Here is a 24,612-nt window from a genome sequence, read left to right on the forward strand (position 1 = left end):
CCGGATAAACCAGGCGGTCGCTACGAGACCCAGGGCCGCCAGTCAGGGCGCCCGCAACGGGGGTCCCGGCTACAAGTCGCGCTCCGGCCGGGATGACGCGGAGCGCGACGGCCGAAGCCTTACTTCAGCTGGCAGATGTCCAGCACGTTCATGTCGGTATAGTCGAGGTTCTCGCCGCCCATCGCCCAGATGAAGGTGTAGTTGGCGGTGCCCGAGCCCATGTGGATCGACCACGGCGGGCTCATCACGGCTTCCTCGTTGGCGATCACGATGTGACGCATCTCGTCCGGCTCGCCCATGTAGTGGAAGACCCGGTCGTTCTCGCCGAGACCAAAGTAGAAATAGGCTTCCGAGCGGCGGTCGTGCAGGTGGGGCGGCATGGTGTTCCAGACGCTGCCCGGCTTCAGCACCGTCATGCCCAGGAGCAGTTGAGCCGACTTGCAGGTGGTCGGCACGATGTACTGGTAGATCGTGCGCTCGTTGGAGGTTTCCAGCGCACCGCGCTCCAGCGGGATCGCGTCGGCGAAGGCCAGCTTCTTGGTCTCGAACGCGGCGTGGGCCGGCAGGCTGACCAGGTAGAAGCGCGCGGCGCCGTCGACGCCTTCGAAGGTCACGTCCTTGGCGCCCATGGTGACGTAAAGGCCGTCACGCGGCACGATCTCGTAGACGATGCCGTCGACGGTGACCTTGCCGGTCGTCTCGCCGACGTTGATCAGGCCCAGTTCTCGGCGCTCCAGGAACGGGTGGCCGGCGGCCGAGGCCGGCTCGGTCTGGTCGGGCAGCTTGATCGGGCTGGTCGCGACGACACCGCCGACGACGAAGCGTTCGGCGTGATTGTAGGTCAGGACGATCTGGCCGTCCTGAAACAGACCCTGCATCAGGTAGCGGTCGCGCAGGTCGTCATTGCTGACCGCGAACATCATGTCCGGATGGGTGGCATGATAGGTCTTGGCGAACATCGGGAAGTCTCCGGAAAGGGTGTTCTATTCGGCGGCGGCGCGCAGCGCGGCGGGACGAGCCCAGTCCGGACGCCGGTCCAGCTTGTAGGCCTTCTTGGGCAGGTTGTAGGTCAGGTCGACGATCAGCTCCTCGGCCTCGACCAGATCCATCCGGTGTTCGGCGACCATCCGAGCGAGGAAGGCGCTGTCGACGCGACGCGCGACGTCGTGACGGGCCGGAATCGAGAGGAAGGCGCGGGTGTCGTCGTTGAAGCCGACGGTATTGTAGAAGCCGGCGGTCTCGGTGACCTGCTCGCGGAAGCGCATCATGCCTTCCGGGCTGTCGTGGAACCACCAGGACGGACCCAGCTTCAGCACCGGATAGTGGCCGGCCAGCGGGGCGAGTTCGCGGCTGTAGACCGTCTCGTCCAGCGTGAACAGGATCACCGACAGGCGCGGATCGTTGCCCAGGCGGGTCAGCAGGGGCTTTAGCGCATCCACGTATTCGGTGCGCATCGGAATATCCGCGCCCTTGTCGCGGCCGTGGGTGTTCAGGAGGCCGACATTGTGGTTGCGGTGCGAGCCGGGGTGGATCTGCATGACCAGCCCGTCGTCCAGGCTCATCTTGGCCATCTCGGTCAGCATCTGGGCGCGGAAGAGCTCGGCCTTTTCAGGCGTCACATTGCCCTTCACCAGGTCGGCGAACAGCGCCTCGGCCTCGGCGTCGCTCAGGTCGGCCGTGGCGGCGGTCGGGTGGCCGTGGTCCGACGAGGTCGCGCCAGCCTCTATGAAGGCCTGGCGGCGCAGGCGGTGCGCTTCAAGATAGGACTTCCAGCTGTAGACGTCCTGGCCGGACGCCTCGGCGAAGCGCTCGAACGCCCGCGGGCCGCGCTCGTCCTCGAAGTCGATGACCGCGTCGGGACGATAGGCGGTGATCACATGGCCGCCCCAGCCGCTCTCGCGGATCGCCTTGTGATGATCCAGGCTCTCGTGCGGCCCCTCGGTGGTGGCCAGGGTCTCGATGTTGAAGCGGTCGAACAGAGCGCGCGGCCGGAAGGCGTCGGTGGCCAGGGCCGCGTTGATACGGTCGAAATAGTCGTCGGCGGTGGAGGCGTCCAAGAATTCGGTGAAGCCGAAGACCTGGCTGAACACGTGGTTCAGCCACACCCACGAGGGCGTGCCCCGGAACAGGTGGAAGTTCGACGCGAACAGGCGCCACGCCTCGCGCGGATCGGTGTCGGGAACGCCAGCCTTGGAGCGCACCTTCAGCGCGTCGAGCGAGATGCCCTGGCTGTAGAGCATCCGGAACAGATAGTGGTCCGGCGCCAGCAGTAGGTCGGTTGCGTCCTGGAAAGGCGCGTTGGTCGAAAACCAGCTGGGATCGGTATGGCCATGCGGGCTGATGATCGGCAGGTCCTTGACCAGACCGTAGAGGCCGCGCGCATAGGACCGCGTCGCCGGATCGGCGGGGAACAGCCGATCGTCATGGAAATTGAGCGGCCTGGCCATATCGCGTTCCCTCATTCCAACCGTGTGGACAGCTTCGAGACCGGCCGTCGCGGGCCGTTGGTAACCGGTGTCACGACCCGTTGCAAGAAACTAGACGGGCATTGTGACGAGTTGTTCTCAGGACTTCGGCGGCGGCGCCGAAGACTCCCGCAAAACCAGATAGGGCGCGGTCGGAGCCGGATCGCGCGCGTCGCGCGTCTCCTTCCCGATCAGCTTTTCCGCGGCCAAGCGGCCCACCTCGCGCGTGGGGATGTGAATCGTGGTGAGCGGCGGCCAGACAGACTGGGCGATCTGGAAGTCGTCGAACCCGACGATGGTCACGTCCTCGGGCACGTTCAGACCGGCGCGGCGCGCGGCTTGCAAAGCCCCGGCGGCCATTTCGTCGTTGGCGCAGAAGATGGCGGTCGGACGTGGCGTTCTCGCCAATAGCGCCTCGCCCGCGGCGACGCCCGACTCGAAGGTGTAGGCCCCCTGCGCCACGTAATCGGGATCCAGCGCCAGTCCGGCCTTCCTCAGCGCGTCCTCAAAGCCGCCCAGGCGCTCGTGCGAAGAGCGGAAGTTGGGGAGGCCGGTGACGAAGCCGATGCGGGTATGGCCCAGGTCGACGAGATGCCGCCCCATGACCTCGCCCCCCAGCCGGTCGCGGCCGACGATCATATGCTCGGGCTTGTCCAGCTCGACCGACGCGATGCGGATATAGGCACAGCCGATCTCGCTGAGCAGTCGAGCGACGCTCTCGTCCTCGGAAACCGACGGCGGCAGCACGACGCCAAACAGCTTCTGCCGCTCCACGAAGGCGCGGATATCGTTCAAGAAGGTGGGGCTGGCGCGATTGCAGGGGTGGACCACCAGCTCGAAACCGGAGCCGCGCAGCCCATCCAGCAGCCCAAGCTGCATGTTCACGACATACTGTGGGTTGGGATTGTCGTAGACCATGCCGATCAGGAACGAGCGACGGAAGGCCAAGCCCCGCGCCTGAGGATCGGGCGCGTAGCCCCACTCGGCGATCACCGCTTCAATGCGCTCGCGGGTTTCATCGCGAACGAACGGAGACTGGTTGATGACCCGCGACACCGTCTTCTTCGAAACGCCCGCCAGTCGAGCGATGTCGTTGATCGTGGCGCGCTTGCGGCCGCCCTCGACGCCGAGTTCACTGTCTTCCGGATCCGAGGAAGGCGTCTTCGAAGAGTCCACGGCGTTTCCAAGCAGCTCTGAGCGTTTTCTTTTGTCATACTCCAGCCCGGCGAGCATCGCCAACTGGAGCTGAAACTGGCCTTGCGAGAGCCGTGACACCGGTTACCATGCGTCACGCCCCGACAATTGGCGACACCAAACTCCGCGGCAACGAAGATCGATGACACAAACCACGCTGACGCCTCGCGAATCGATTCATCCGGTGGACCCGCGTGACCACGTGGCGACCGCGCTGCGCGACCTGGCCGGCGGCGAGCGGATCGACCTGCCCCAACAGACGATCACCGTCGCCGTCGACATCCCCAAGGGCCACAAGATCGCTATCCGCACGGCCAAGGCCGGCGAGGACGTGCTGAAATATGGTTGGCCGATCGGCCGAGCCACGACCGACATCGCGGTCGGCGACCACGTGCACGTTCACAATGTCGCCACTCGGCTCGAGGGCCTGGAAGGCTACGCGTTCGCCCCGTCGGCTCCGGAGCTTGAAGTCCGGTCCTCCGATCGCGTCTTCGCGGGTTATCGACGCAAGAATGGCCGGGTCGGCACGCGCAACGAGATCTGGGTGCTGTGCACCGTCGGCTGTGTCGCCAACACCGCCCGCCGCATCGCCGAGAAGGCCAGCGCCCGCTTTGCGGGTCGCGTGGATGGCGTTCACGCCTTCCCTCATCCGTTCGGCTGTTCTCAGCTGGGCGACGACCTCGCTCACACCCGAGCCCTGATCGCGGCCCTGGCCGCCCACCCCAACGCCGGCGGCGTGCTGATCCTGGGCCTGGGCTGCGAGAACAATCAGCTGAAGGCTTTGCTGGACAGCGCGCCGGAAATCGATCGCGATCGGCTCCGGAGCTTCACGACCCAGATGGTCGAGGATGAGCTGGAGGACGGCCTGGCCGCCATCGAGGCCCTGGTCGCGATCGCCGAACGGGACAGGCGCGAGCCGGTCCCGATCTCGGAACTCGTCGTGGGCCTCAAATGCGGCGGCTCGGACGGTTTCTCGGGCGTGACGGCCAATCCGCTCGTCGGCCGCGTCGCCGACAAGGTCGCCGAGGCGGGCGGGACCCCGGTGCTCACGGAGATCCCCGAGGTCTTCGGCGCGGAAAACGTTCTGCTGCGGAGAGCGGCCAGCCGCGATGTTTTCGACCGCGCCGTCGCGGTGATCGACGACTTCAAGCGCTACTTCATCGACAACGACCAGCCCATCTACGAGAACCCCTCGCCGGGCAACATCGCGGGCGGCATCACCACGCTCGAGGAAAAGTCCCTGGGCGCGGTGCAGAAGGGCGGTCGCGCGCCGCTGGTCGAGGTGCTGCGCTACGGACAGCGCGTAGGCCCGCGCGGGCTGACCTTGCTGGAGGCGCCGGGCAACGACGCGGTCTCGTCGACGGCCCTGACCGCCGCCGGGGCGACGGTGATTCTATTCACCACCGGCCGCGGCACGCCGCTCGGCTTCCCGGCCCCGACGCTGAAGATCGCCTCCAACGCGGGCCTGGCCCAGCGAAAGCCGGGCTGGATCGATTTCGACGCCGGCCAGGTGCTTGAGGGGGTTCCGATGGACGACGCAGCCGGCCGGCTGATGGATCTGGTGATCGATACCGCCTCGGGTGCGCTGACCAAGGCCGAGCTGAACGGCGAGCGCGAGATCGCCATCTGGAAGTCCGGCGTCACCCTTTAACGGCCAAGCCGATTGCCACCTTGGACGGACTACAGCATGTAGACGCCCACACCTTCCGCTACGAAACCCCAGGCGTGCTTCCTTGACCGCTTCAGAGACCTCCCCCGCCCTGCGTCTGAACGCGACCAGCTATCCCGCCGCGATCCCGGGGACCGCCCTTCCCGCCTACGACCGCGACAAGGTCGAGATCGGCGTCGTCCACTTTGGTCCTGGGGCGTTTCACCGCGCCCACCAGGCTTTCTATTTCGACCAGTTGCTGGCCAAGGATCCGCGCTGGGGCATCTGCGCCGTCTCGCTGAAGAGCCCTGGCGTGCGCGACGCGCTGCAGCCGCAGGACGGGCTCTATGTCCTCGCCCAGCTGGACGCCGAGACCACTTTTCGCGTGATCGGATCGATCCGCGAGATGCTGGTCGCGCCCGAGGATCCGCCGTCGGTGTTCGCCCGGCTGGCCGCGCCGACCACCCGCATCGTCACCCTGACCGTGACCGAGAAGGGCTACACCCTGTCAGCTGAGGGTGGGCTGGACGAGACCCATCCTGACATCATCCATGACCTGGCCAATCCGCGCGAACCGCGCAGCGCTGTCGGCTATGTGGTCGAGGGCCTGCGCCGCCGTTTCAGCGCGGGCCTGGCGCCCTACGCCGTCGTCGCCTGCGACAACCTCGCCGACAACGGCTGGCGCCTCAAGGCCGCCGTGGTGGCCTTCGCGGCCAAGATCGACGCCGAGCTCGCCGTCTGGATCGAGCGAGAAGCGCGCTTCCCTCGCACCATGGTCGACAGCATCACGCCCGCCACCGACGACGCGCTGCGAGCGCGCGTCCAGGCCGCGACGGGCCTGGAGGACGCCTGGCCCATCCAGCGCGAGGCCTTTACCCAGTGGGTCGTGGAGGACGTGCTGCCGGGCGATGCGCCGGACCTGGCCAGCGTCGGCGTCATCCTGACCGACGATGTACGGGGCTTCGAGCGCGCCAAGCTGCGTCTGCTGAACGGCGTTCACTCCACCCTGGCCTATGCCGGCATCCTGCGCGGCCACGAGACGGTGTTCGAGGCGATCAGCGATCCGGTGCTGGAAGCCCTGGCGCGCGACCTGATGGTCAAGGACATCATCCCGACCCTGACCGCGCCGAGGGGCCTCGACCTGGTCCAGTACGCCGAGGCCATCCTGGCCCGCTTCCGCAACCCCGAAATCCGTCACCTCCTGTCGCAGATCGCCTGGGACGGTTCGCAGAAATTGCCCTTCCGCATCCTGGGCACCCTGACCGAGACCTTGGAAGCTGGCCGCTCCATCGAGCGCCTGGCCCTGCCCCTGGCGGCCTGGATGCGGTTCGTGGCCCTGCGCGCCAAGACCGGCGAGGCCATCACCGATCCGCTGCATGACGCGCTGTCGGAGATCGGCAGCGGCGCGACGGGGGATGCTCATACCGACGTCGCCGCCTTCCTGGCGCTGGACAGCGTGTTCCCACCGGCACTGGCCCGCGATCCGACATTCGTGGAAGCGGTCGAAAAAGCCTACGTGGAGCTCGCTTGAAGCGCGCAAGGGCGCGCTACCGCGTGACCCCTTTGGCGGTCAGCACCGGCACGACGGTGCTGACCAGGATCCTCAAGTCGAACAGGAACGAGCGGCGCCGCAGATACTCGGCGTCCAGCGCGACCTTATCCGGGATGGCCAGCTCGTCGCGGCCATTGATCTGCGCCCAGCCGGTGACGCCCGGCCGCAGCGCATCGACGCCGGCGGCCTGGCGCGCGGCGATGAGATCGTCCTGATTGAATAGAGCCGGGCGCGGCCCGACCAGGCTCATGTGGCCGATCAGCACGCTCCACAGCTGGGGCAGCTCGTCGAGGCTGAGCTTGCGCATGAGCGGTCCGATAGGCGTCAGCCAGCGGTCCGGATCGGCCAGCAAATGCGTGGCGACCTCGGGCGTGTCGATCCGCATGGTGCGGAACTTGGGCATTGGAAACAGCGCGGAGCCACGCCCCACCCTCTGCGACCAGTAAAGGCCAGGTCCTGGCGAGGTGAGGCGCACCAGCAGCCACAGCACGGCCAGCGGAACAGCCAGCACGACCAAGCCGACGGCCGCCGCTAGAAAGTCGAAAGCGCGCTTCACGGGGCCTCTTCGGCGCTAGCCTAGATCGCCGCTGGCCGCGTCGAGCAACAGATAGGCCCGGCCCGCTTCCGAAGACAGCAACGCCGCCAGGAGGAAACCCTCGCGGTCCTGGCCGGCGGCCTCCTCGATCATCGACGCGTAGCGCTTCAGGAACCGTTCGGTGTTGCTCTTCAGCGGAGCGTCCGAGAACAGGCGGCGGACGAGGCGGCGGATGGCGGCGGGGGCAAGGCGCTTGACGACCTCGCGAGCGCCGACGGCGTCGCGCGTCTGCAAGGCCGCGGCGATCTCGTCGATGCGACCGCGCGGCAGCAGCGCGTGCGGGTCGATGCCCATGGCCGAGATCTCGGCCGCCAGCTTCTCGCCCAGAGCAGCGTCGCCGGGCGTGCTGCTTTCGATGCCCGACAGAAGGTTGCGCCAGCTCCAGCCGCCCTGGCCGTCCGGCTCGGGCGCGGGCTGACCGCGCTGGCCGCTGGCCTGCTCGAAGACCGAACGGAACTCCTCGTCGGTGGCGGTCGGGGTCAGGCGCAGGCGGCGACGGTCGGCCGGCGGCGGCTCGTCCTCATCATCGAACTGGGCCAGGGGCAGATTCTGCGGCGGCGGAGGCGGCGCCGTCGGGCGCGACCGCGCGGGCGGGGCGGTCGCCGGGGTCGCGCGGGCGCTGACCGTCGAAACGCCAGCGGCGGTGACCGCGCCGGCGGCTTCGCTGAGCATCTCGTAGTTGCGGCGCACGCGTTCCTGAAAGGCCTGATCGATCGCCGCGGTTTCCTCGGCCGTGCGGCGAACAGTGTTCATCAGCTGCTCGACGCCCTGCTCGATCGAGATCCGGACCTCGGCGGCCTTGCGCAGAGCCTCGGCCGGCAGATCCGCGGTGCGCTTGCCGATCTCGGCCAGCATGGCCTCGAGCTCGTCCAGCGTCCCGCGCGCGGCGTTGACCGACTCCTGCAGCTTCTGCGACGTGCGCGCCCCGGCCTGCTCGACCATCTGAGCCGAGTGCTCGATGATGTCGCGAGCCTCTTCCATGCGAGCTTCGAACACCGCGTCCGCCTTCTGACCAGCGGCGAAGGCGATTTCGTTCAGTTGGTCCACGCGACCGCGCGCGGCTTCGACGCGGGCCTCGACGCCCGCGCCGGCTTCCAAAGCGGCCTGGGCCATGGCCTCCATGGCGGCCTTCAGCTCTTCCTCGAGCAACGTGCGTTGGTTCTCGGCCACGTCGCCGATGGTTTCGAGCGTCTTCTTGACCTCTTCGGCCAGGCCCTCGCGCTGGGCGCGCGCGCCCTCGACCATCTCGCGGAACTGGTCGGCGGCCGCCCCGATCAGGCCGCGCAGGATCTCGGCGCCCATGGCGGCGGTGTCGGACAGCTCGGTGGCGCCCACCCGCGTGTAGGCGACGAACTCGGTGAGCTGCGCGGTGCGGGTCTCGGCCTCGGCGGCGAAGTCTTCCTGTTCCGAGCGCAGGGCTTGGCTGGCCTCGACCAGGGCGGCCCGCTGGGCGGCGAGGCTCTTCTCGACGGAGACGATCTGGTCGCCGACGCCATGGCCGGCGGTCTCCAGCCGAGCGATCTGGCGGGCTAGGTCCTCGGCCCCGACGCGGGCGGCGTCGGACGCCTCGGCGGCGGCGGCGGCGAGGTCGGCGGCGCGGGCGGCCAGGGCGGCCTCGGCTTCGCGAAGCTGGGTCTCGGCGAGGTCGGAGGCCTCGGCCACCATGCGGGCCTGGCTTCCGATCGCGTCGACCACCGCGGTGGAACGAGCGTCCAGCGACTGGGACAGGGTCTCCATGGCCGAGCGCTCGTGGCCCAGGCCTTGGGCCAACTGGTTGGCCATCTTCACGGACTCGTTGGCCGCCTCGGCCAAGCGAGCGGTTTCCTCGGCCAGGGCCTGGCGCAGCGAGACGATATGCTCGCGGGCGCGCTGGGCGGCGGCGGCGGCCTCGTCGACCCCGGCGCGCATGGCGTCGACCGCGCTGGACGCGCCCACGGCGGCCAGGGCCGCCGGCGTGACGATCCGATCGGTAAGGGTCCGCGTGCGGCGCAACTCGTCGGCGATGCCGGTGGCCTGGCGCAGCATGTAGGCGGCCAGCAGGGTCATCAGCGCCGGGCCAACGGCCATGCCGACAAGCACGGCGACCGCGAAGCTCTTGACCTTCAGCGCCGCCACGTCGCCCGCATAGCCCAGGGCGAAAAAGATCGGCCACACCGCCCACAGTGTCGCGATCGCCGAGGCGATGGTCCAGAAGAGGACGCCCGACATGCGGCGGGGCTGGTCCTCGCTCGTCAGCGAAACCGGCGGCGGTTCGATCGGGCCGCGCAGGTCGAGGGCGGCTTCCCGCGCTTGGGTCTTGGCGGGCGCGGCGCGCTCGGGTTCGACGATCGGCGCGGGCGGCTGAACGCCCGCGGCCAAGGGCGTCGGCGGCGGCCCTTCGGGCTCCGCGAACCGGGCGACGGAGTCGGGCGCGGCCTCGCGCCGACGGCGCGAACGGACGGCCCCCGGCGACGGCATGGCCAGATCGTCTTGCAAGGCGCCGCCCAGGCTCAAGGGTTCCGAGACCGTCGTATCGGGCTCGGGCTCGGAAAACAGGGGCGTCTCGAGATGTTCAGGCGTGGCGCGGTCGTCCACCGTCCTGGTCTGTTCGGGAGAACGGTCCGTTGGCGTCGCGGAAAAATCGAGCGGTTGGCGCTTCTTAGGCTTCATACACAGCCGGGGTCCCAGAACGATGGCGAGGGGGCGCAGAGACAGCCTTCGCGCGCCGGACCCCTCCTTCGCGTGTCACATGAACCTACCGACGAAAAGCCTTTGCGAAAAGCGACTTTGGTCGTGTTGTCAGGGGTTGCGGCGTCTGGGCGCGGCTTTCGGAGGGCGGATCGCTTTAAAACCCCTCTCCATCCACGAACAATGGCGGCGGGCGTCAAGCCAACTGACAGCGCCCCTAGAAATCCCACGTTGTCCTTAGCGACGCCTGGGCCTTAGGTCGCGCCCTAGAATCGACGCCTCTCTCGACAAGTGGGGCTAATAAATTCCCTTTGCGGACCTTCGCCTTGGCCCTTACCCAATTCGCACCCGCCGCGCTTTCGCCGGACCCGAAGATGCCCGATCTCACGACGGCCGCGCTCTCGCCGGCGCGCCTGACCCATCTCCAGCGCCTGGAGGCCGAGAGCATCCACATCCTGCGCGAGGTGGCGGCCGAATGCGAGCGCCCGGTCATGCTGTACTCGATCGGCAAGGACAGCGCGGTGATGCTGCATCTGGCGGCCAAGGCCTTCTATCCTGGCAAGCCGCCCTTCCCCCTCCTCCATGTCGATACGACCTGGAAGTTCCGGGACATGTACGCCCTACGTGACCGGGTCTCGTCGGAGTTCGGCTTCGACCTCCTGGTGCACAAGAACCCCGACGCCGAGGCGCGCGGGATCAATCCGTTCGACCACGGCAGCGCCCTGCACACCGATCTCTGGAAGACCGAGGGCCTAAAGCAGGCCCTATCGAAATACGGCTTCGACGCGGCCTTCGGCGGCGCCCGCCGCGACGAGGAGAAGAGCCGGGCCAAGGAGCGGGTGTTCTCGTTCCGCACCGCCGAGCATCGCTGGGACCCGAAGAGCCAGCGCCCGGAGCTCTGGAACCTCTACAACACCCGCAAGCACCCGGGGGAAAGCCTGCGGGTCTTCCCGATCTCCAATTGGACCGAACTGGACGTCTGGCAGTACATCCACCTGGAGAACATCCCGATCGTGCCGCTGTATTTCGCGGCCGAGCGGCCGGTGGTCGAGCGCGACGGCGCGCTGATCATGGTCGACGACGCGCGCTTCCGCCTGCGGGACGGCGAAGTCCCCCAGATGAAGAGCGTCCGTTTCCGCACCCTGGGCTGCTATCCGCTGACCGGCGCCGTCGAGAGCACGGCCGCGACCCTGCCCCAGGTCATCCAGGAAATGCTGCTGACCACGACGTCGGAGCGCCAAGGCCGGGTCATCGACCACGACCAGTCCGCCTCGATGGAGAAGAAGAAGCAGGAGGGCTATTTCTGATGGCGCACCAGTCCGCCCTGATCGCCGAGGACATCGAAGCCTATCTGCATCAGCATCAGCACAAGTCGCTGCTGCGCTTCATCACCTGCGGCAGCGTCGACGACGGCAAGTCTACCCTGATCGGCCGCCTGCTGTACGACAGCAAGATGATCTTCGAGGATCAGCTGGCCGCGCTCGAAGCCGACAGCAAGAAGGTCGGCACCCAAGGCGGGGCGATCGACTTCGCCCTGCTGGTCGACGGCCTGGCCGCCGAGCGCGAGCAAGGCATCACCATCGACGTCGCCTACCGTTTCTTCTCGACCGAGAAGCGCAAGTTCATCGTCGCCGACACCCCCGGCCACGAGCAGTATACCCGCAACATGGTCACCGGGGCCTCGACCGCCGACGCGGCCGTGATCCTGATCGATGCGCGCAAGGGCGTGCTGACCCAGACGCGCCGCCACAGCTATCTCGTCCGCCTGCTGGGCATCCGGCACGTGGTGCTGGCGGTGAACAAGATGGATCTGGTGGGTTGGAACCCGGCCGTGTTCGACAAGATCGTCGCCGACTATCGGGCCTTCGCCGAGCGGATCGGCCTCACCGTTTTCACCACGATCCCGATCTCGGGCCTGGGCGGCGACAATATCGCCGCGCGGAGCGAGGAGACGCCCTGGTTCAAGGGGCCGATCCTGATGGAGTGGCTGGAAGACGTCGAGGTCGAGGACAGCCTGCAGTCCCAGCCGTTCCGGATGCCGGTGCAGTGGGTCAATCGCCCCAATCTGGATTTCCGCGGCTTTTCGGGTCTGGTCGCCTCGGGAACCATCAAGCCGGGCGACCGCATCCGCGCCCTGCCCTCGGGCCGCGAAAGCCGGGTGGCGCGCATCGTCACCTTGCCCGGCGATCTCGACCAGGCCGTCGCCGGCCAGTCGGTGACCCTGACCCTGGAGGACGAGATCGACATCTCGCGCGGCGACGTGATCGCAGGCGCCGATGCGCCAGCGCCGGTCGCCAACCAGTTCGAGGCGACCGTCGTCTGGATGGACGACGAGCCGCTGCCGCCGGGCCGCGCCTATCTGCTGAAGCTGGGCGCGCGCACGGTCGGGGCCAGCGTCACCGACATCAAGCACCGCGTGAACGTCAACACGCTGGAGCATACGGCCGCCAAGCGGCTGGAGCTCAACGAGATCGGGATCTGCAACCTCTCGCTCGACCAGGCGATCCCGTTCGAGCCCTATGCCGAAAACCGCCAGCTGGGCGGCTTCATCCTGATCGACCGGCTCAGCAACCGCACGGTCGGCGCGGGCATGATCAATTTCGCCCTGCGCCGGGCCGACAATATCCATTGGCAGCATACCGATGTCAGCAAGGCCTCGCGGGCGGCGCTGAAGGCTCAGCGCGGCCAGGTCGTCTGGCTGACCGGCCTGTCGGGCGCGGGCAAGTCGACCATCGCCAACCTGGTCGAGAAGCGCCTGCACGCCTTGGGCCGCCACACCTATCTGCTGGATGGCGACAATGTCCGCCACGGCCTCAACAAGGACCTCGGCTTCACCGAGGAGGACCGCGTCGAGAACATCCGCCGCGTCGCCGAGGTCGCCAAGCTGATGGTCGACGCCGGCCTGATCGTGCTGACCGCCTTCATCTCGCCGTTCCGGGCCGAGCGCCAGCTGGCGCGCGACCTTCTCGAGCCCGGCGAGTTCATCGAGGTCTTCGTCGACACGCCGCTGGCCGTGGCCGAGGCGCGGGACGTCAAGGGCCTCTACAAGAAGGCCCGTTCGGGTCAGCTGAAGAACTTCACCGGCGTCGACAGTCCCTACGAGGCGCCGGAGCGGCCCGAACTGCGCATCGATACCACCGCGATCGACCCAGTCGAGGCGGCCGAGCGGATCGTGGCGTGGCTGGAGGGCCGGGAGATCGACTACGCGATCTGACGGTTCGCCGGCCTGGACAGCAGGATCGCCCCGCCAAGGCCCAGCAGCGCCATGGCGGCGGTGACTAGGTAGCCACGGGCCCCGAAGGCGTCGAACAGCGGTCCCGAGGCCAGGGTCGCCACGCCCAGGGTCAGGCCCGACGACAGGGCCGAGTTGATCGCCTGGGCCGGCGAGGCGTAGGCCGGCGGGGTCAGCTTCTCGATCAGCCGCAGCGAGGCCAGGAAGCTGGCCGCGAAGGTCAGGGCGTGCAGCAGTTGCAGCGGAAACAGCGCCCACAGCGGCGGCTGGAAGGCGTAGGCCGTCCAGCGGACCACGGCCGCCAGCGCGCCCAGCACGAGGAACCGCTCGGGGGTCCAGCGGCGGCGCAGCGGCTCCAGGAACCACATGAACCCGACCTCGGCCGTCACGCCGACGCCCCAGAGGACGCCGATCATCGGCTCCGAGATCCCCTGCTTGCGCCAGAGAATGGCCGAGAAGCCGTAGTAGAAGGCGTGCGCGCCCTGGATCAGTCCCGCCGTGACCACCGCCAGCACGAAAGTCCGGTCGCGCAGCAGATCGCCCAGCCCCTTCCAGCGCTCGGACCTGTCGGGCTTGGCCCCTTCGGCGTGGACGCGCTCGGACGGGATGACCAGGGCGCCGACCAGGGCGCCGATGAAGCACGCGGCCGCGATCCAGACGGCGATGACCGTCGGCGCGGCGAAGGTCAGGATGGCGCCCATGGCCAGGTTGGCGAAGATGAAGGTGCTGGACCCCGTGCCACGCGGAACGCCGTAGTTGAACCCCTCGACTCGCGCCCGGCGCAGCGAGATCACGTCGATCAGCGGCGAGACGGTCGACAGCAGGGTCTGGCCGACGAACCAGGCCAGGGCCAGCCACCAGAGGTTCGCGGTGACCAGCAGGCCCGCATAGCCAAGGCCCGCCCCGATCAGCAGCAGGATCATCGGCGTGCGCCGCAGGGTAAAGCCGTCGGCCCATACCGCCAGCGACGCGCCGGTGAAGGGTCGAAGCAGCAGCGGCAAGGCCAGGATCAGACCGATCTCGCCGCCGCTCATGCCCCGCGAACGCAGATAGGTGCCGATATAGGGCAGGCTGACGCCCGAACTCAGATAGATCGCGCCGTAGAACAGGCAGAGGCGAACGACGGTCGGCAGCCCCCCGGAATGGACGGCCGCGCCGTCCGCCTTGTCCGCCCCCGCCGGCAAGCTATTCCGCGCCGCCGAAGCGGGCCGTCCATTCGGCGATCTGCTCGTCCTCGATCTTCTTGAACAGGACCTCGGGCACGGTCACCGGCGCGCCGACCAGCAGACGGTTCAGCTCAACGTGGGCGTCGTTCGACGGCCATTCCGCCGGGAAGGGCAGATCGAAGGCCGCGCCGATCTTCTCGGCCGCGAACGGGATGAACGGGGCCGAGATCTTGGCGTACAGCGCCGCCAGGTTTAGGGCCGTGCGGACGATGACGGCGGCGCGGTCGCGATCGGTCTTGATCGCGATCCACGGCGCGGCCTCCTGCAGGTACTCGTTGCCGACCACCCACAGCGCCCTCAGCGCCTGGGCGCTCTTGCGGATCTCGATGGCGTCCATCTGTTCGGCCAGGTCCGCCAGACGCGCCGAGACGTCGGCGAACAGCTTCTCCTCCAGCGGGCCGGGCGCGCCGCCCGCCGGGACCACGCCTTCGAACTTGCTCTCGTTGAACTTCAGGATGCGGTTGATGAAGTTGCCCAGCACGTCGGCCAGATCGCGGTTCACGGCGCTGGCGAACTGCTCCCAGGTGAAGGCGGTGTCGCTGCCTTCCGGAGAATTGGCGGTCAGGTACCAGCGCCACAGGTCGGGCGGCAGGATCTCCAGCGCCGCGTCCATGAAGACGCCGCGCTTGTTCGAGGTCGAGAACTTGCCGCCGTACCAGTTCAACCAGTTGAAGGCCTTGAGCATGTCGACGCTCTTCCACGGCTCTTCAGAGCCTAGGATCGTCGCCGGGAAGCTGACCGTGTGGAACGCCACGTTGTCCTTGCCCATGAACTGGACATAGCGCACGTCGTCGGCGCCCTCGTCGGTGCGCCACCAGCGCTTCCAGTCGCGGTCGGGCGAGGCTTCGGCCCATTCCTGGGTCGCGGCGATATATTCGATCGGGGCGTCGAACCAGACGTAGAAGACCTTGTCCTCGAAACCCGGGCGCGGGATCCCGTCCTTGGCCACCGGGATGCCCCAGGCCAGGTCACGGGTGATGCCGCGATCGATCAACCCCTCGTCCAGGTGCTTGTAGGCGATGGAGCGGGCCAGCGGCGGCCAGTCGGCGTGGGCGTCGACCCAGGCGCGGATCTTCTCCTGCATCTTGGTCTGCAAGAGGTAGAGGTGCTTGGTGTCGCGCACCTCGATATTCCGCGAGCCCGAGATCACCGAGTACGGATTGATCAGGTCGGTCGGGTCCAGCAGGTTGCCGCAGTTGTCGCATTGATCGCCCCGCGCCTTCTCGAAACCGCAATGCGGACAGGTCCCCTCGACATAGCGGTCCGGCAGGAAGCGCTTGTCATCGACCGAGTAGACCATCTGGTCGACGCGTTCCTCGATCAGGCCGTGGTCTTCCAAGGCCTGGCAGAAGTGCTGGGTCAGGCGATGGTTCTGCGGCGACGACGAGCGTCCGAAGTGGTCCCACGACAGGCCGAACGCGCGGCCCACGTCATGCTGCAGCACATGCTGCTCGGCGCAGTAGGTTGCCACATCCTGGTTGGCGGCGGCGGCGGCCAGTTCGGCCGGCGTCCCGTGCTCGTCGGTGGCGCAGATGTACAGCGTCTCGTGCCCCCGGGCCCGCTGGAAACGCGCATAGACGTCGGCCGGCAGCATCGACCCCGCCAGATTCCCCAGGTGCTTGATGCCGTTGATGTACGGCAGGGCCGAGGTGATCAGGATGCGAGCCATGCGGGCGCGGCCTTTCGGGCAAGTCGGACGAAGCAAAGAAGCGTCCGCATATAGAAGGGTCGGGCGGCGAGGGAAAGGTTTGGCTAAAACCTCCCCTACCCCACGATGGGGGAAGGGTCGGGGATCGGGGTGAATGCTGCTTTGGCGGCGGCGCTCGGCATCGACCGTCGTAGTCGCCCCGCCCCTGCCCTCCCCCATCAAGGGGGAGGGAGAAGGACCTAAAGCGGGATATTATCGTGCTTCTTCCAAGGGTTGGCCAGTTCCTTGCCCTTGAGGCTTTTGAGGCCCCGGACGATGCGTCGGCGGGTGCCGTGGGGCATGATGACGTCGTCGATATAGCCGCGCTGGGCGGCGACGAAGGGGTTGGCGAAGCGGTCCTTGTACTCGGCCTCGCGGGCGGCCAGGGCCTGGGGGTCCTTGGCCTCCTGGCGGAAGATGATCTCCACCGCCCCCTTGGCGCCCATCACCGCGATCTCGGCCGTGGGCCAGGCGTAGTTGAGGTCGCCGCGCAGGTGCTTGGAGCTCATCACGTCATAGGCCCCGCCATAGGCCTTGCGGGTGATGACGGTGATCTTCGGAACCGTGGCCTCGGCGTAGGCGAACAAGAGCTTGGCCCCGTGCTTGATCAGGCCGCCGTACTCCTGCTTGGTCCCCGGCATGAAGCCCGGCACGTCGACGAAGGTCAGGATCGGGATGTTGAAGGCGTCGCAGAACCGCACGAAGCGGGCGGCCTTGCGGCTGGAGTCGATGTCCAGCACCCCGGCCAGCACCTGAGGCTGGTTGGCGACGATACCGACCGTCTCGCCGTCCATCCGGGCGAAGCCGACGATGATGTTCTTGGCCCACTCGCTGGAGATCTCGAAGAAGTCGGCCTCGTCCACGACCTTCAGGATCAGCTCCTTCATGTCATAGGGCTTGGTCGGGTCGGCCGGGATCAGGGTGTCGAGGCTCATCTCCTCGCGATAGGCTTCGTCGAAGCTGTCGCGCTCGGGGGCGGCCTCGCGGTTGGACGCGGGCAGGAAGTCGATCAGGCGGCGCACCTGGGTCAGGGCCTCCAGATCGTTCTCGAACGCCCCCTCGGCCACGCCCGACTTGGCCGCGTGCACGCGCGCCCCGCCCAGTTCCTCGGCGGTGACCACCTCGTTGGTGACGGTCTTCACGACATCCGGGCCGGTCACGAACATGTAGCTGGTGTCCTTCACCATGAAGATGAAGTCGGTCATGGCCGGGCTATAGACATCGCCCCCGGCGCACGGGCCCATGATCACGCTGATCTGCGGGATGACCCCCGAGGCCATCACGTTCTCCAGGAAGATGTCGGCATAGCCGGCCAGCGAATCCACGCCCTCCTGGATGCGCGCCCCGCCCGCGTCGAACAGGCCGATGATCGGCGCGCCCACCTTCATGGCCTGGCGCTGGACCTTGACGATCTTCTGGGCGTGGGCGTTCGACAGGCTGCCGCCGAACACCGTGAAGTCCTTGGAGAAGACGTAGACGACCTTGCCGTTGATCGTGCCCCAGCCGGTGACCACCCCGTCGCCCGGCACCTTCTGGGCCTCCATGCCAAAGTCCGCGCAGCGGTGCTCGACGAACATGTCGAACTCCTCGAAGCTGCCCTCGTCCAGCAGAAGATCGATCCGCTCGCGCGCCGTCAGCTTGCCCTTGCCGTGCTGCGCCGCCACCCGAGCCTCGCCGCCCCCAGCCTTCGCCCGCCCACGACGACGCTCCAGTTCTTCCAGTATCTGCTGCACGCGGCTGATCTCCTGCCCGGCCGGCGGTTTGCCCACCTTATGCGGCAGGCGTAGCGAGCCCCGGCGGGCGAGGCAAGCATCGCTGGCGACCGGCGCGTCCACGGACGGTTATGCGCGCAGGGCAGCGAACCAGCGGTCGATCATCTCGGCCTCGACACTCAGGGCCTCGGCGCGGGCGGCGGCCTCCTCGTCCTGGCCCCACTGCTCGGCCTGGAACACCTCTTCCAGACGCGCCAGGTCCAGCGCGGCGCGGCCGGTCAGCCGTCCGGCGCGCACCGCCAGGGCCAGCACGGTCGAGCCGTAGAGACCGGCGGCGAAGGCCAGGCCGGCCAGGGCGAAGTCGTCGAGGGTCAGGGCCAGGGCCTCGACCGACGCCAGGGTCGCCGGCGGCTGCGGCTGGTGGATGATCCCGGCCACGGGCATGAAGGTCAGGCCGTGCTCGGCCTTCGCCCAATCCAGGATCGCGCCCCACGCGCGTTCCTGACGCTCGACCAGGGCCGCCGGGTGCTCGGCGCGGTAGCAGAGATGATCCGAGGCCGCGTAGGCGGTGATCTCGCGGGACACCTCGGCGCGGGTCTCGGCGATGCGGTCGATCGCCGTGAACGCTAGACGCGTGGCCGGCATCAGGCTGGTGTCGATATAGTCGGCCTGGGCCTCCCACTCGGCGGCGATCAGGTCCGCCAGGGCCCGGGTCGGCGCGACCAGCGGGTTCTTCGCCGGAGACTTCGGCGCGCGGCCGTCCAGCTGGACCGCGAAGCCGCCCGCGACGGGCGCGGTCGCGGCCGCCTTGTAGAAGCGCTTGGGTTTCAGCAGCAGCTCGGACTTGTCGGACACGGTAGAACTCACTTCGCGGCACGCCGCGACGGAGTTCCGCGCGGCCCGCGTTGAATGGGCAATGTCGCGAGTTCGCGCAAGGGAGAGCCCCGTTGAGCCTACCCAGTAAAGACATGATGGCCGCCATCGCCGTCACGCGTTTCGGTCTGGGGGCGCGCCCCGGCGAGATCGACGCGGCCAAGGTCGATCCGCAAGGCTTCCTGATCGGCCAGATCCGCCGCGAGGGCGCCGACATCCCGCAGGACGGCGGCGACACTTCGGCCCAGCGCTTCGAGCAGATGCGCCAATATCAGCAACAACGGAAGATGGAGCGCGAGCAGAAGGACGGCCAGGCCGACAAGACCGCCGCCAACATCCAGACGTTCAAGGACTCCCAGCGCGAGCTGCGCGACAAGGTCAACGCCGACTTCCTGGCGCGCGCCCGCCTGGGCGCCAACACGCCCGCGGGCTTCCGCGAGCGCTGGGCGCTGTTCTGGGCCAACCACTTCACGGTCTCGGCGACCAAGCAGATCACCTCGGTGCTGATCGGACCGTTCGAGCGCGAGGCGATCCGCCCCTATGTCTTCAACAGCTTCGAGAACCTGCTGGTCGCCTCGTCGACCCATCCGGCCATGCTGACCTATCTGGACCAGGCCCAGTCGGTCGGTCCCAACAGTCAGGTCGCTTTCAACGCGGCCCAGCGCGGCGGCAAGTCCAAGGTCGGGCTGAACGAGAACCTGGCCCGCGAGATCATGGAGCTGCACACGGTGGGCGTCGACGCCGGCTACACCCAGGCCGACGTCACCGAGTTCGCCCGCGCCCTGACCGGTTTCTCGATCGGCCGGGACAACGAGGAGCGCGCCGGCCAATTCGTGTTCCGGGTCAACGCCCACGAGCCCGGCGGGCGCACGATCATGGGCCGTCACTATGGCCAGTCGGACGTCGCTCAGGGCCTGGCCGTGCTGAAGGACCTGGCCGCCGATCCCCGCACCGCCCGCCATGTCTGCGGCCAGATCGCCCGGCACTTCGTGTCCGACACGCCGCCGCCCTCGCTGACCGCGCGTCTGGAGCGGCGCTGGATGGAGACCGGCGGCGACCTGGCGCTCGTGGCCAAGACCCTGGTCGAGAGCCCCGAGGCCTGGGATCCGACCCCGGCCAAGTTCAAGACGCCCTACGAATACACCCTGTCGACCTGGCGGCTGATCGGCGCCGAGCCCTCGGCGATCGAGCGCATCGCGCCGATCCTCACCGGTCTGGGCCAAAAGCCGTTCTCGGCCCCCTCGCCCAAGGGCTGGCCGGAGGACGCCCAGACCTGGGCCTCGCCCGACGGCCTGATCAAGCGGATGCAGTGGGCCCAAGGCTTCGCGGCCGCCGCCGCCGACCGCACCGATCCCAACGCCCTGGCGGTCCAGGCCCTGGGCGACCGCCTGACGCCCCCCGTCGCCAAGGCTGTCTCGCGCGCCGAGACCCGCAAGGAAGCCTTCGCCCTTCTCGTGATGAGCCCGGAGTTCCAACGCCGATGACCGCTCAAATCAACCGTCGTTCGCTGCTGAGCCTGGGCGTCGGCCTGGGGATCAGCGTCAACTTCCTGGGCAGCCAGGCGTTCGCGGCCTCCGAAGGCGGCCTCGCCCGGAAGAAGCTGGTGGTGATCATTTGCCGAGGCGGCATGGACGGCCTGTCGGTCTCGCCGCCGGTGGGCGATCCCGACTACGCCCGGCTGCGCGGCTCGATCGCCATGCGGCGCGACGAGGTGCTGATGCTGGACGATACCTTCGGCCTGCATCCGGAGCTGCAAGCCGTCCACGCCCTGGCCCTGAAGGGCGAGGCCCGCATCGCCCCCGCCATCGCCAGTCCCGACCGCGCCCGCTCGCATTTCGAGGCCCAGGACGTGCTGGAGACCGGCGCGGCCCACGTCTACGGGACCGAGACCGGCTGGCTGAACCGGACGCTGGAATCCTTGGCTCCTATCCGGCGCGTCGAGGGCCTGTCGGTCGGCTCCACGGCCCCGCTGATCCTGCGCGGCAAGGTGCAGGCCGCCAGCTGGTCGCCGGGCAAGCTGGTCGACGAGACCGCCCGCCTGCCCACCCTGCTGCAGGACCTCTACAAGAACGATCCGATGCTGGGCCCGGCCTTCGCGCGCGGTCTGGAAACCGAGGCCATGGCCCAGACGGCGATGACGGCGATGGCCGCCTCGCCGGCCATGAACATGGCGGCCGCCTCGACGCCGTCGATGACGCCTCCGGGGACGCCTCAGATGACCATGGCCTCCCAGGCCACGGCGGGCGACAAGCAGAACAAGGCCGGCGGCGACGCGGCCCGCAAGCTGGGCGCGACCCTCGGCGGCTTCATGATCCAGGCCGGCGGCCCGCAGATCGCCGCTGTCTCGCTGGACGGCTTCGACACCCACGCCGGCCAGCCCGGCCAGATCGCCACGCGCCTGTCCTATGTCGACGCCGTGCTGGACGGCCTGCATCAGGGCCTGGGTCCGGAGTGGAAGAACACCCTGGTCATCGCGGTCACCGAGTTTGGTCGCACCGCTCGGGTCAACGGCACCGGCGGCACCGACCACGGCACCGCCTCCACCGGCCTGGTGCTGGGCGGCGCCCTGAAGCGCGGCGGCATCATCGGCGACTGGCCGACCCTGTCGGAAAAGGCGCTGTTCGAGAATCGCGACACGGCCCCGACCCTGGACATGCGCGGCCTCTTCAAGGGCGCCCTGGCCGACCACATGGGCGTCGACCGCGCGATCCTGGACAGCAAGGTCTTCCCCGACAGCGCCGGCGTCCGGCCGTTGACAGGCCTGGTCTAGGTTTCTGTTTTCGCGTCGCTTTCGCGGAAAGCCGGAGTCCAATTTTCCGTGCGACGCTCTACAGCTCCGCCCCAAAGGGTCGGACGGCCGCGCGCTCCCCCCAGCCGCGCGGTCAGGTGGGGGACCAAGCGGCGTTTCGTCTTCGCGCCGCTTGGTCTACCCTTGGGAAGGCAGCAGGTCGAAGGCGATCGTCAGACGCCGCCCTTCCCCTTCGAACGGCTCGACGCCATGCCACATCCATGACGGAAACAGCGCCAATCGGCCGGGCGCCGGCTTGATCCAGCGTTCGGGCTCCAGCGTCGGACGGGTGGGAAGACCCGGCTTGCCGAACCGCAGCCAACCGGCCTTGCCGGGGGACTCCACGGCCGGCGGCAGCTGGACATAGAAGGCCGACGACAGCCAGCCTTCCGGATGGACGTGATCGGTGTGGAAGCCGCCGGCCGAGAGGTTGACCGACCAGGCGCCGGCCAGGCGATAGCCGCCCCGTTTGCGCCGCTTCGTCGGATGATCGCCCTGCCCCAGAGCCGCGAGATGTTGGCGGATCGGCGCGTCGACGGCCTGGAAGAAGGCCATGATGGCCGGATCGCGCGAGCGCAGCAGGCTCTGCTTGGTCTGGGTGCCGTGGCGCACCGACTGCCCCAGCGGCGGCGCGCGCCCCTCGTGCAGCGCGTTCAGCGACGTGGCTAGGTCGGCCAGATAAGTGTCGAGGTCCGGCCAGCCGGGCGGCGTCGCTATAGCGTGGCTTCCGACCAGTTCGTCCCGTTGGGCGAGGTCGGCGTAGCGAGGATCGTTCGTCAGGCGCCAGGCGGTGGCCAGCAGGGCCAGGACGCCCTGATCGTCGGGAATCTTGGCGGCGACGCCCTCGACCAGCCTGGCGGCCCGCGCCGCGTCGCCGGCGGCGAGCAGGCTCTCGGCCAGGACGCAGATGACGCGCGGATCGTGCGGGACCAAGGCGAAGGCGCGTTCGGCGTGAGCGACGGCCCGGGCCGGATCGACCGGCGCGGCCAGCTTGGCGGCCTCGACCTGGGCGGCCGGCTCGCGCGGAGCCAGGCGCGCCAGCGGTTCGACGGCGGCATAGGCGTCTTCCAGACGGCCCGCGCCGGTCAGCAGGCGGGCGCGGATCAACGCGATCGGCGGCGCGTCCTGAGCCGGCAGCACCGCGAGCGCCGCGCCGACGTCGCCGGTCGCCACCCAAGTCAGGTGCGCCAGGCCCGACAGCGCCTCCACATAAGCGGGGCGCTTGGCCAGGGCGGCGCGATAGTCGGCCTCGGCGCCGGCCAGATCGCCCAGCCCCTCGCGCGCCCGGGCTCTCACCAGCCGCGTCTCCGGGGCGTCATGCCCCTTGGCGATGGCGCGCGACGCCGCCTCGGCGGCCTCCGAATACAGCTCCATATTGCCCAGATTGGCCGCGAGATTGTGCTCGGCGGCGCCGCTGGACGGGGCGGCGGCCACCGCCCGACGGTAGCAATCGAGCGCGGCGTCCAGGTCGCCAGCCGCCTTCAGGGCCCGCGCCTTGGCGGTCAGCGACGCCTCGAGGCTCATCGCCGGCCTTTGGCGCTCCGCCGCGCGAACGGATCCTGATCGGCCTCGTCCTCCGAGAAACCGAACTTGGCGAAGCCGGCGGCCATCTCGGCGCTAATCGGCGCCTCGATGTGCAACATGCCCGCCGACGGGTGCGGCAACAGGATCGACCGCGCGTGCAATTGCAGCTTCAGCCCTTCCGACAGCGGCGCGGATTTTTCGTCGCCATATTTGGGATCGCCCAGGATCGGGTGGCCCATGGCCTTCATGTGGGCGCGCAGCTGGTGCGTGCGGCCGGTGTGCGGACGCAGGGCCATCCAGGTCACGCGGGGACCCGCGCGACTGATGGTGACGAACTCGGTCTCGGCCGGCTGGGCGTCCGGGTCCTTGGGCTGGGCAGGCACGACCATCTCGCGGTCGCCGACGCCGCGCTTGGCCAGGTGCAGCTCCATCACGCCCTCGGTCGGATGCGGGTTGCCGGCGACAATGGCCCAATAGGTCTTCTGCGCCTTGCGCTTGGCGAACGCGCCCGAAAGGCGCGCCGCGGCGCCGGGCGTCTTGCCCAGCAGCAGCACGCCCGAGGTGTCGCGGTCGAGGCGATGGACCAGGCGCGGACGGTCAAGGCCCTCGCCCCAGGCGCTCAGCAGCTTGTCGACGTGCTTGGTGGTCTTGGTTCCGCCCTGCACGGCCAGGCCGGCGGGCTTGTTCAGGGCCAGGACCTCTTCGTCCTCGTACAGCACCAGCGAGCGGGCATAGGCGATGTCGCGCGCCGACAGCTTGCCCTTGTCGGCGGGATCGGGCGCGTCGGGCAAGGGCGGAACCCGCACGGTGCTGCCGGCGGCCAGCCGGGTGTCGGCCTTGGCGCGCGAGCCGTCCACCCGCACCTGACCCGAGCGGAACAGCTTGTTGAGCTGCACGTGGTTCAGATGCGGCCAACGGCGCTTGAACCAGCGATCCAGACGGACCCCGTCCTCGCCGGCGTCGACATAGAGGGTGCGAACTTCCTTGCCGGTCATGCCAGGATCCGCCGCGCGATCAGCAGGCCCGCAAACAGGGCCGAAATGGCCAGCAGCACGCTGGCGGCCGAATAGGAGAAGGCCTGGAGATAGTCACGCTTCTGGATCATCAGCGCCGTCTCCAGCGAGAATGACGAGAAGGTGGTGAAGCCGCCCAGCACGCCGACTCCCAGGGCCACGCGCCAGGTTTCGCTTCCGGCCGTCCCGCGATGGGCGAGCCACGAGGCCAGGCATCCCATCAGGAAGCCTCCGACGATGTTGACGGTGAAGGTGCCGTAAGGCCAGCCGGTCCCCATGACCCGCATGGCCCCAACGCCCACCATATACCGCGCGACCGAGCCGACGGCCCCGCCAGCGGCCACGAGAAGCAGCTTGTTCATGAGGCCCTTATGGGCCGCGTGGGCGCGAACGCCAAGAGTCCGCCGACGTTCCACAGACTTTCCCAAGCGTCTTT

The 24,612-nt window shown here is 68.6% G+C and carries 17 protein-coding genes and 1 pseudogene; 6 read left to right on the plus strand and 12 right to left on the minus strand.

Going from position 1 to position 24,612, the window contains the following annotated elements; all coding sequences use genetic code 11:
* Window positions 1-119: 119 nt before the first annotated feature.
* The 3 genes from kduI to OR37_RS05735 all read right to left on the minus strand — a co-directional run bounded on the left by kduI (window position 120) and on the right by OR37_RS05735 (window position 3,641).
* Complete coding sequence (gene kduI / locus OR37_RS05725) at window positions 120-959, minus strand: 5-dehydro-4-deoxy-D-glucuronate isomerase (protein WP_004616833.1); 840 nt, start codon at window positions 957-959, stop codon at window positions 120-122.
* 24 nt (window positions 960-983) lie between these two features.
* Window positions 984-2,447 carry a glucuronate isomerase gene (gene uxaC / locus OR37_RS05730; RefSeq protein ID WP_004616834.1) on the minus strand — a complete coding sequence of 488 codons (1,464 nt, stop codon included), beginning with the start codon at window positions 2,445-2,447 and terminating at the stop codon, window positions 984-986.
* A gap of 117 nt (window positions 2,448-2,564) precedes the next feature.
* Window positions 2,565-3,641, minus strand: a complete 1,077-nt coding sequence (locus tag OR37_RS05735) for a LacI family DNA-binding transcriptional regulator (protein ID WP_035016999.1) — start codon at window positions 3,639-3,641, stop codon at window positions 2,565-2,567.
* Window positions 3,642-3,801: 160 nt separating this feature from the next.
* Between OR37_RS05735 and OR37_RS05740 the strand changes: the two genes are divergently transcribed.
* Together OR37_RS05740 and OR37_RS05745 are read left to right on the plus strand one after the other, a co-directional pair.
* The gene (locus tag OR37_RS05740) at window positions 3,802-5,310 is read left to right on the plus strand and encodes a UxaA family hydrolase (RefSeq protein ID WP_004616836.1); all 1,509 of its coding nucleotides are present in this window, start codon (window positions 3,802-3,804) and stop codon (window positions 5,308-5,310) included.
* Window positions 5,311-5,392: 82 nt separating this feature from the next.
* A complete protein-coding gene (locus tag OR37_RS05745) occupies window positions 5,393-6,838 on the plus strand; it encodes a mannitol dehydrogenase family protein (protein WP_004616837.1) in 1,446 nt (481 codons plus the stop codon).
* Between the two features lie 16 nt (window positions 6,839-6,854).
* Here OR37_RS05745 and OR37_RS05750 read toward each other — a convergent pair whose 3' ends face one another.
* Together OR37_RS05750 and OR37_RS05755 are read right to left on the minus strand one after the other, a co-directional pair.
* Entirely contained in the window at window positions 6,855-7,415 is a 561-nt protein-coding gene (locus OR37_RS05750; protein ID WP_004616838.1) for a sugar transferase, read from the minus strand.
* 15 nt (window positions 7,416-7,430) lie between these two features.
* Window positions 7,431-10,103, minus strand: coding sequence for a hypothetical protein (locus tag OR37_RS05755; RefSeq protein WP_004616839.1), 2,673 nt, complete (start codon window positions 10,101-10,103; stop codon window positions 7,431-7,433).
* Window positions 10,104-10,447: 344 nt separating this feature from the next.
* Between OR37_RS05755 and cysD the strand changes: the two genes are divergently transcribed.
* Together cysD and cysN are read left to right on the plus strand one after the other, a co-directional pair.
* Entirely contained in the window at window positions 10,448-11,428 is a 981-nt protein-coding gene (cysD, locus tag OR37_RS05760; protein ID WP_081612884.1) for a sulfate adenylyltransferase subunit CysD, read from the plus strand.
* The gene (gene cysN / locus OR37_RS05765) at window positions 11,428-13,335 is read left to right on the plus strand and encodes a sulfate adenylyltransferase subunit CysN (RefSeq protein ID WP_004616841.1); all 1,908 of its coding nucleotides are present in this window, start codon (window positions 11,428-11,430) and stop codon (window positions 13,333-13,335) included. Before cysD ends, cysN begins: the two co-directional genes overlap by 1 nt.
* On the opposite strand, the gene OR37_RS05770 is transcribed toward cysN, so the two are convergent.
* From OR37_RS05770 to OR37_RS05785, 4 genes are all read right to left on the minus strand, one after another.
* Entirely contained in the window at window positions 13,323-14,537 is a 1,215-nt protein-coding gene (locus OR37_RS05770) for an MFS transporter (RefSeq protein ID WP_004616842.1), read from the minus strand. The genes cysN and OR37_RS05770 overlap by 13 nt on opposite strands.
* A gap of 1 nt (window position 14,538) precedes the next feature.
* Complete coding sequence (metG, locus tag OR37_RS05775) at window positions 14,539-16,248, minus strand: methionine--tRNA ligase (RefSeq protein ID WP_004616843.1); 1,710 nt, start codon at window positions 16,246-16,248, stop codon at window positions 14,539-14,541.
* 218 nt (window positions 16,249-16,466) lie between these two features.
* A complete protein-coding gene (locus OR37_RS05780; RefSeq protein ID WP_035017030.1) occupies window positions 16,467-17,999 on the minus strand; it encodes an acyl-CoA carboxylase subunit beta in 1,533 nt (510 codons plus the stop codon).
* A gap of 108 nt (window positions 18,000-18,107) precedes the next feature.
* Complete coding sequence (locus tag OR37_RS05785) at window positions 18,108-18,833, minus strand: ATP12 family chaperone protein (protein ID WP_004616846.1); 726 nt, start codon at window positions 18,831-18,833, stop codon at window positions 18,108-18,110.
* A 54-nt stretch (window positions 18,834-18,887) separates the two neighbouring features.
* Here OR37_RS05785 and OR37_RS05790 point away from each other — a divergent pair.
* Both OR37_RS05790 and OR37_RS05795 read left to right on the plus strand, forming a co-directional pair.
* A pseudogene (locus tag OR37_RS05790) lies at window positions 18,888-20,335 on the plus strand (DUF1800 domain-containing protein).
* Complete coding sequence (locus OR37_RS05795) at window positions 20,332-21,621, plus strand: DUF1501 domain-containing protein (RefSeq protein WP_004616851.1); 1,290 nt, start codon at window positions 20,332-20,334, stop codon at window positions 21,619-21,621. The pseudogene OR37_RS05790 and the gene OR37_RS05795 overlap by 4 nt, the downstream one beginning before the upstream one ends.
* A 156-nt stretch (window positions 21,622-21,777) precedes the next feature.
* Here OR37_RS05795 and OR37_RS05800 read toward each other — a convergent pair whose 3' ends face one another.
* From OR37_RS05800 to crcB, 3 genes are read right to left on the minus strand one after another with little or no spacing between them, the layout of a single operon-like run.
* A complete protein-coding gene (locus tag OR37_RS05800) occupies window positions 21,778-23,163 on the minus strand; it encodes a 2OG-Fe(II) oxygenase family protein (RefSeq protein WP_004616853.1) in 1,386 nt (461 codons plus the stop codon).
* Entirely contained in the window at window positions 23,160-24,158 is a 999-nt protein-coding gene (locus tag OR37_RS05805; protein WP_004616855.1) for an RluA family pseudouridine synthase, read from the minus strand. Before OR37_RS05805 ends, OR37_RS05800 begins: the two co-directional genes overlap by 4 nt.
* Window positions 24,155-24,538 (minus strand): fluoride efflux transporter CrcB, encoded by a 384-nt coding sequence (gene crcB, locus OR37_RS05810; protein ID WP_004616857.1) that lies wholly within the window; start codon window positions 24,536-24,538, stop codon window positions 24,155-24,157. The genes OR37_RS05805 and crcB overlap by 4 nt, the downstream gene beginning before the upstream one ends.
* Between the last annotated feature and the right edge of the window lie 74 nt (window positions 24,539-24,612).

This window comes from Caulobacter vibrioides OR37, from assembly GCF_000372645.1.
In the GTDB taxonomy this organism is placed as follows: domain Bacteria; phylum Pseudomonadota; class Alphaproteobacteria; order Caulobacterales; family Caulobacteraceae; genus Caulobacter; species Caulobacter vibrioides_E.

Bases quoted from the DNA above. Each gene is read 5' to 3' on its own strand.
- OR37_RS05800 (WP_004616853.1), bottom strand. From the start codon at position 23,163: ATGAGCCTCGAGGCGTCGCTGACCGCCAAGGCGCGGGCCCTGAAGGCG.
- cysN (WP_004616841.1), top strand. From the start codon at position 11,428: ATGGCGCACCAGTCCGCCCTGATCGCCGAGGACATCGAAGCCTATCTG.
- OR37_RS05740 (WP_004616836.1), top strand. From the start codon at position 3,802: ATGACACAAACCACGCTGACGCCTCGCGAATCGATTCATCCGGTGGAC.
- OR37_RS05805 (WP_004616855.1), bottom strand. From the start codon at position 24,158: ATGACCGGCAAGGAAGTTCGCACCCTCTATGTCGACGCCGGCGAGGAC.
- OR37_RS05795 (WP_004616851.1), top strand. From the start codon at position 20,332: ATGACCGCTCAAATCAACCGTCGTTCGCTGCTGAGCCTGGGCGTCGGC.
- metG (WP_004616843.1), bottom strand. From the start codon at position 16,248: ATGGCTCGCATCCTGATCACCTCGGCCCTGCCGTACATCAACGGCATC.
- uxaC (WP_004616834.1), bottom strand. From the start codon at position 2,447: ATGGCCAGGCCGCTCAATTTCCATGACGATCGGCTGTTCCCCGCCGAT.
- crcB (WP_004616857.1), bottom strand. From the start codon at position 24,538: ATGAACAAGCTGCTTCTCGTGGCCGCTGGCGGGGCCGTCGGCTCGGTC.
- kduI (WP_004616833.1), bottom strand. From the start codon at position 959: ATGTTCGCCAAGACCTATCATGCCACCCATCCGGACATGATGTTCGCG.
- OR37_RS05755 (WP_004616839.1), bottom strand. From the start codon at position 10,103: ATGAAGCCTAAGAAGCGCCAACCGCTCGATTTTTCCGCGACGCCAACG.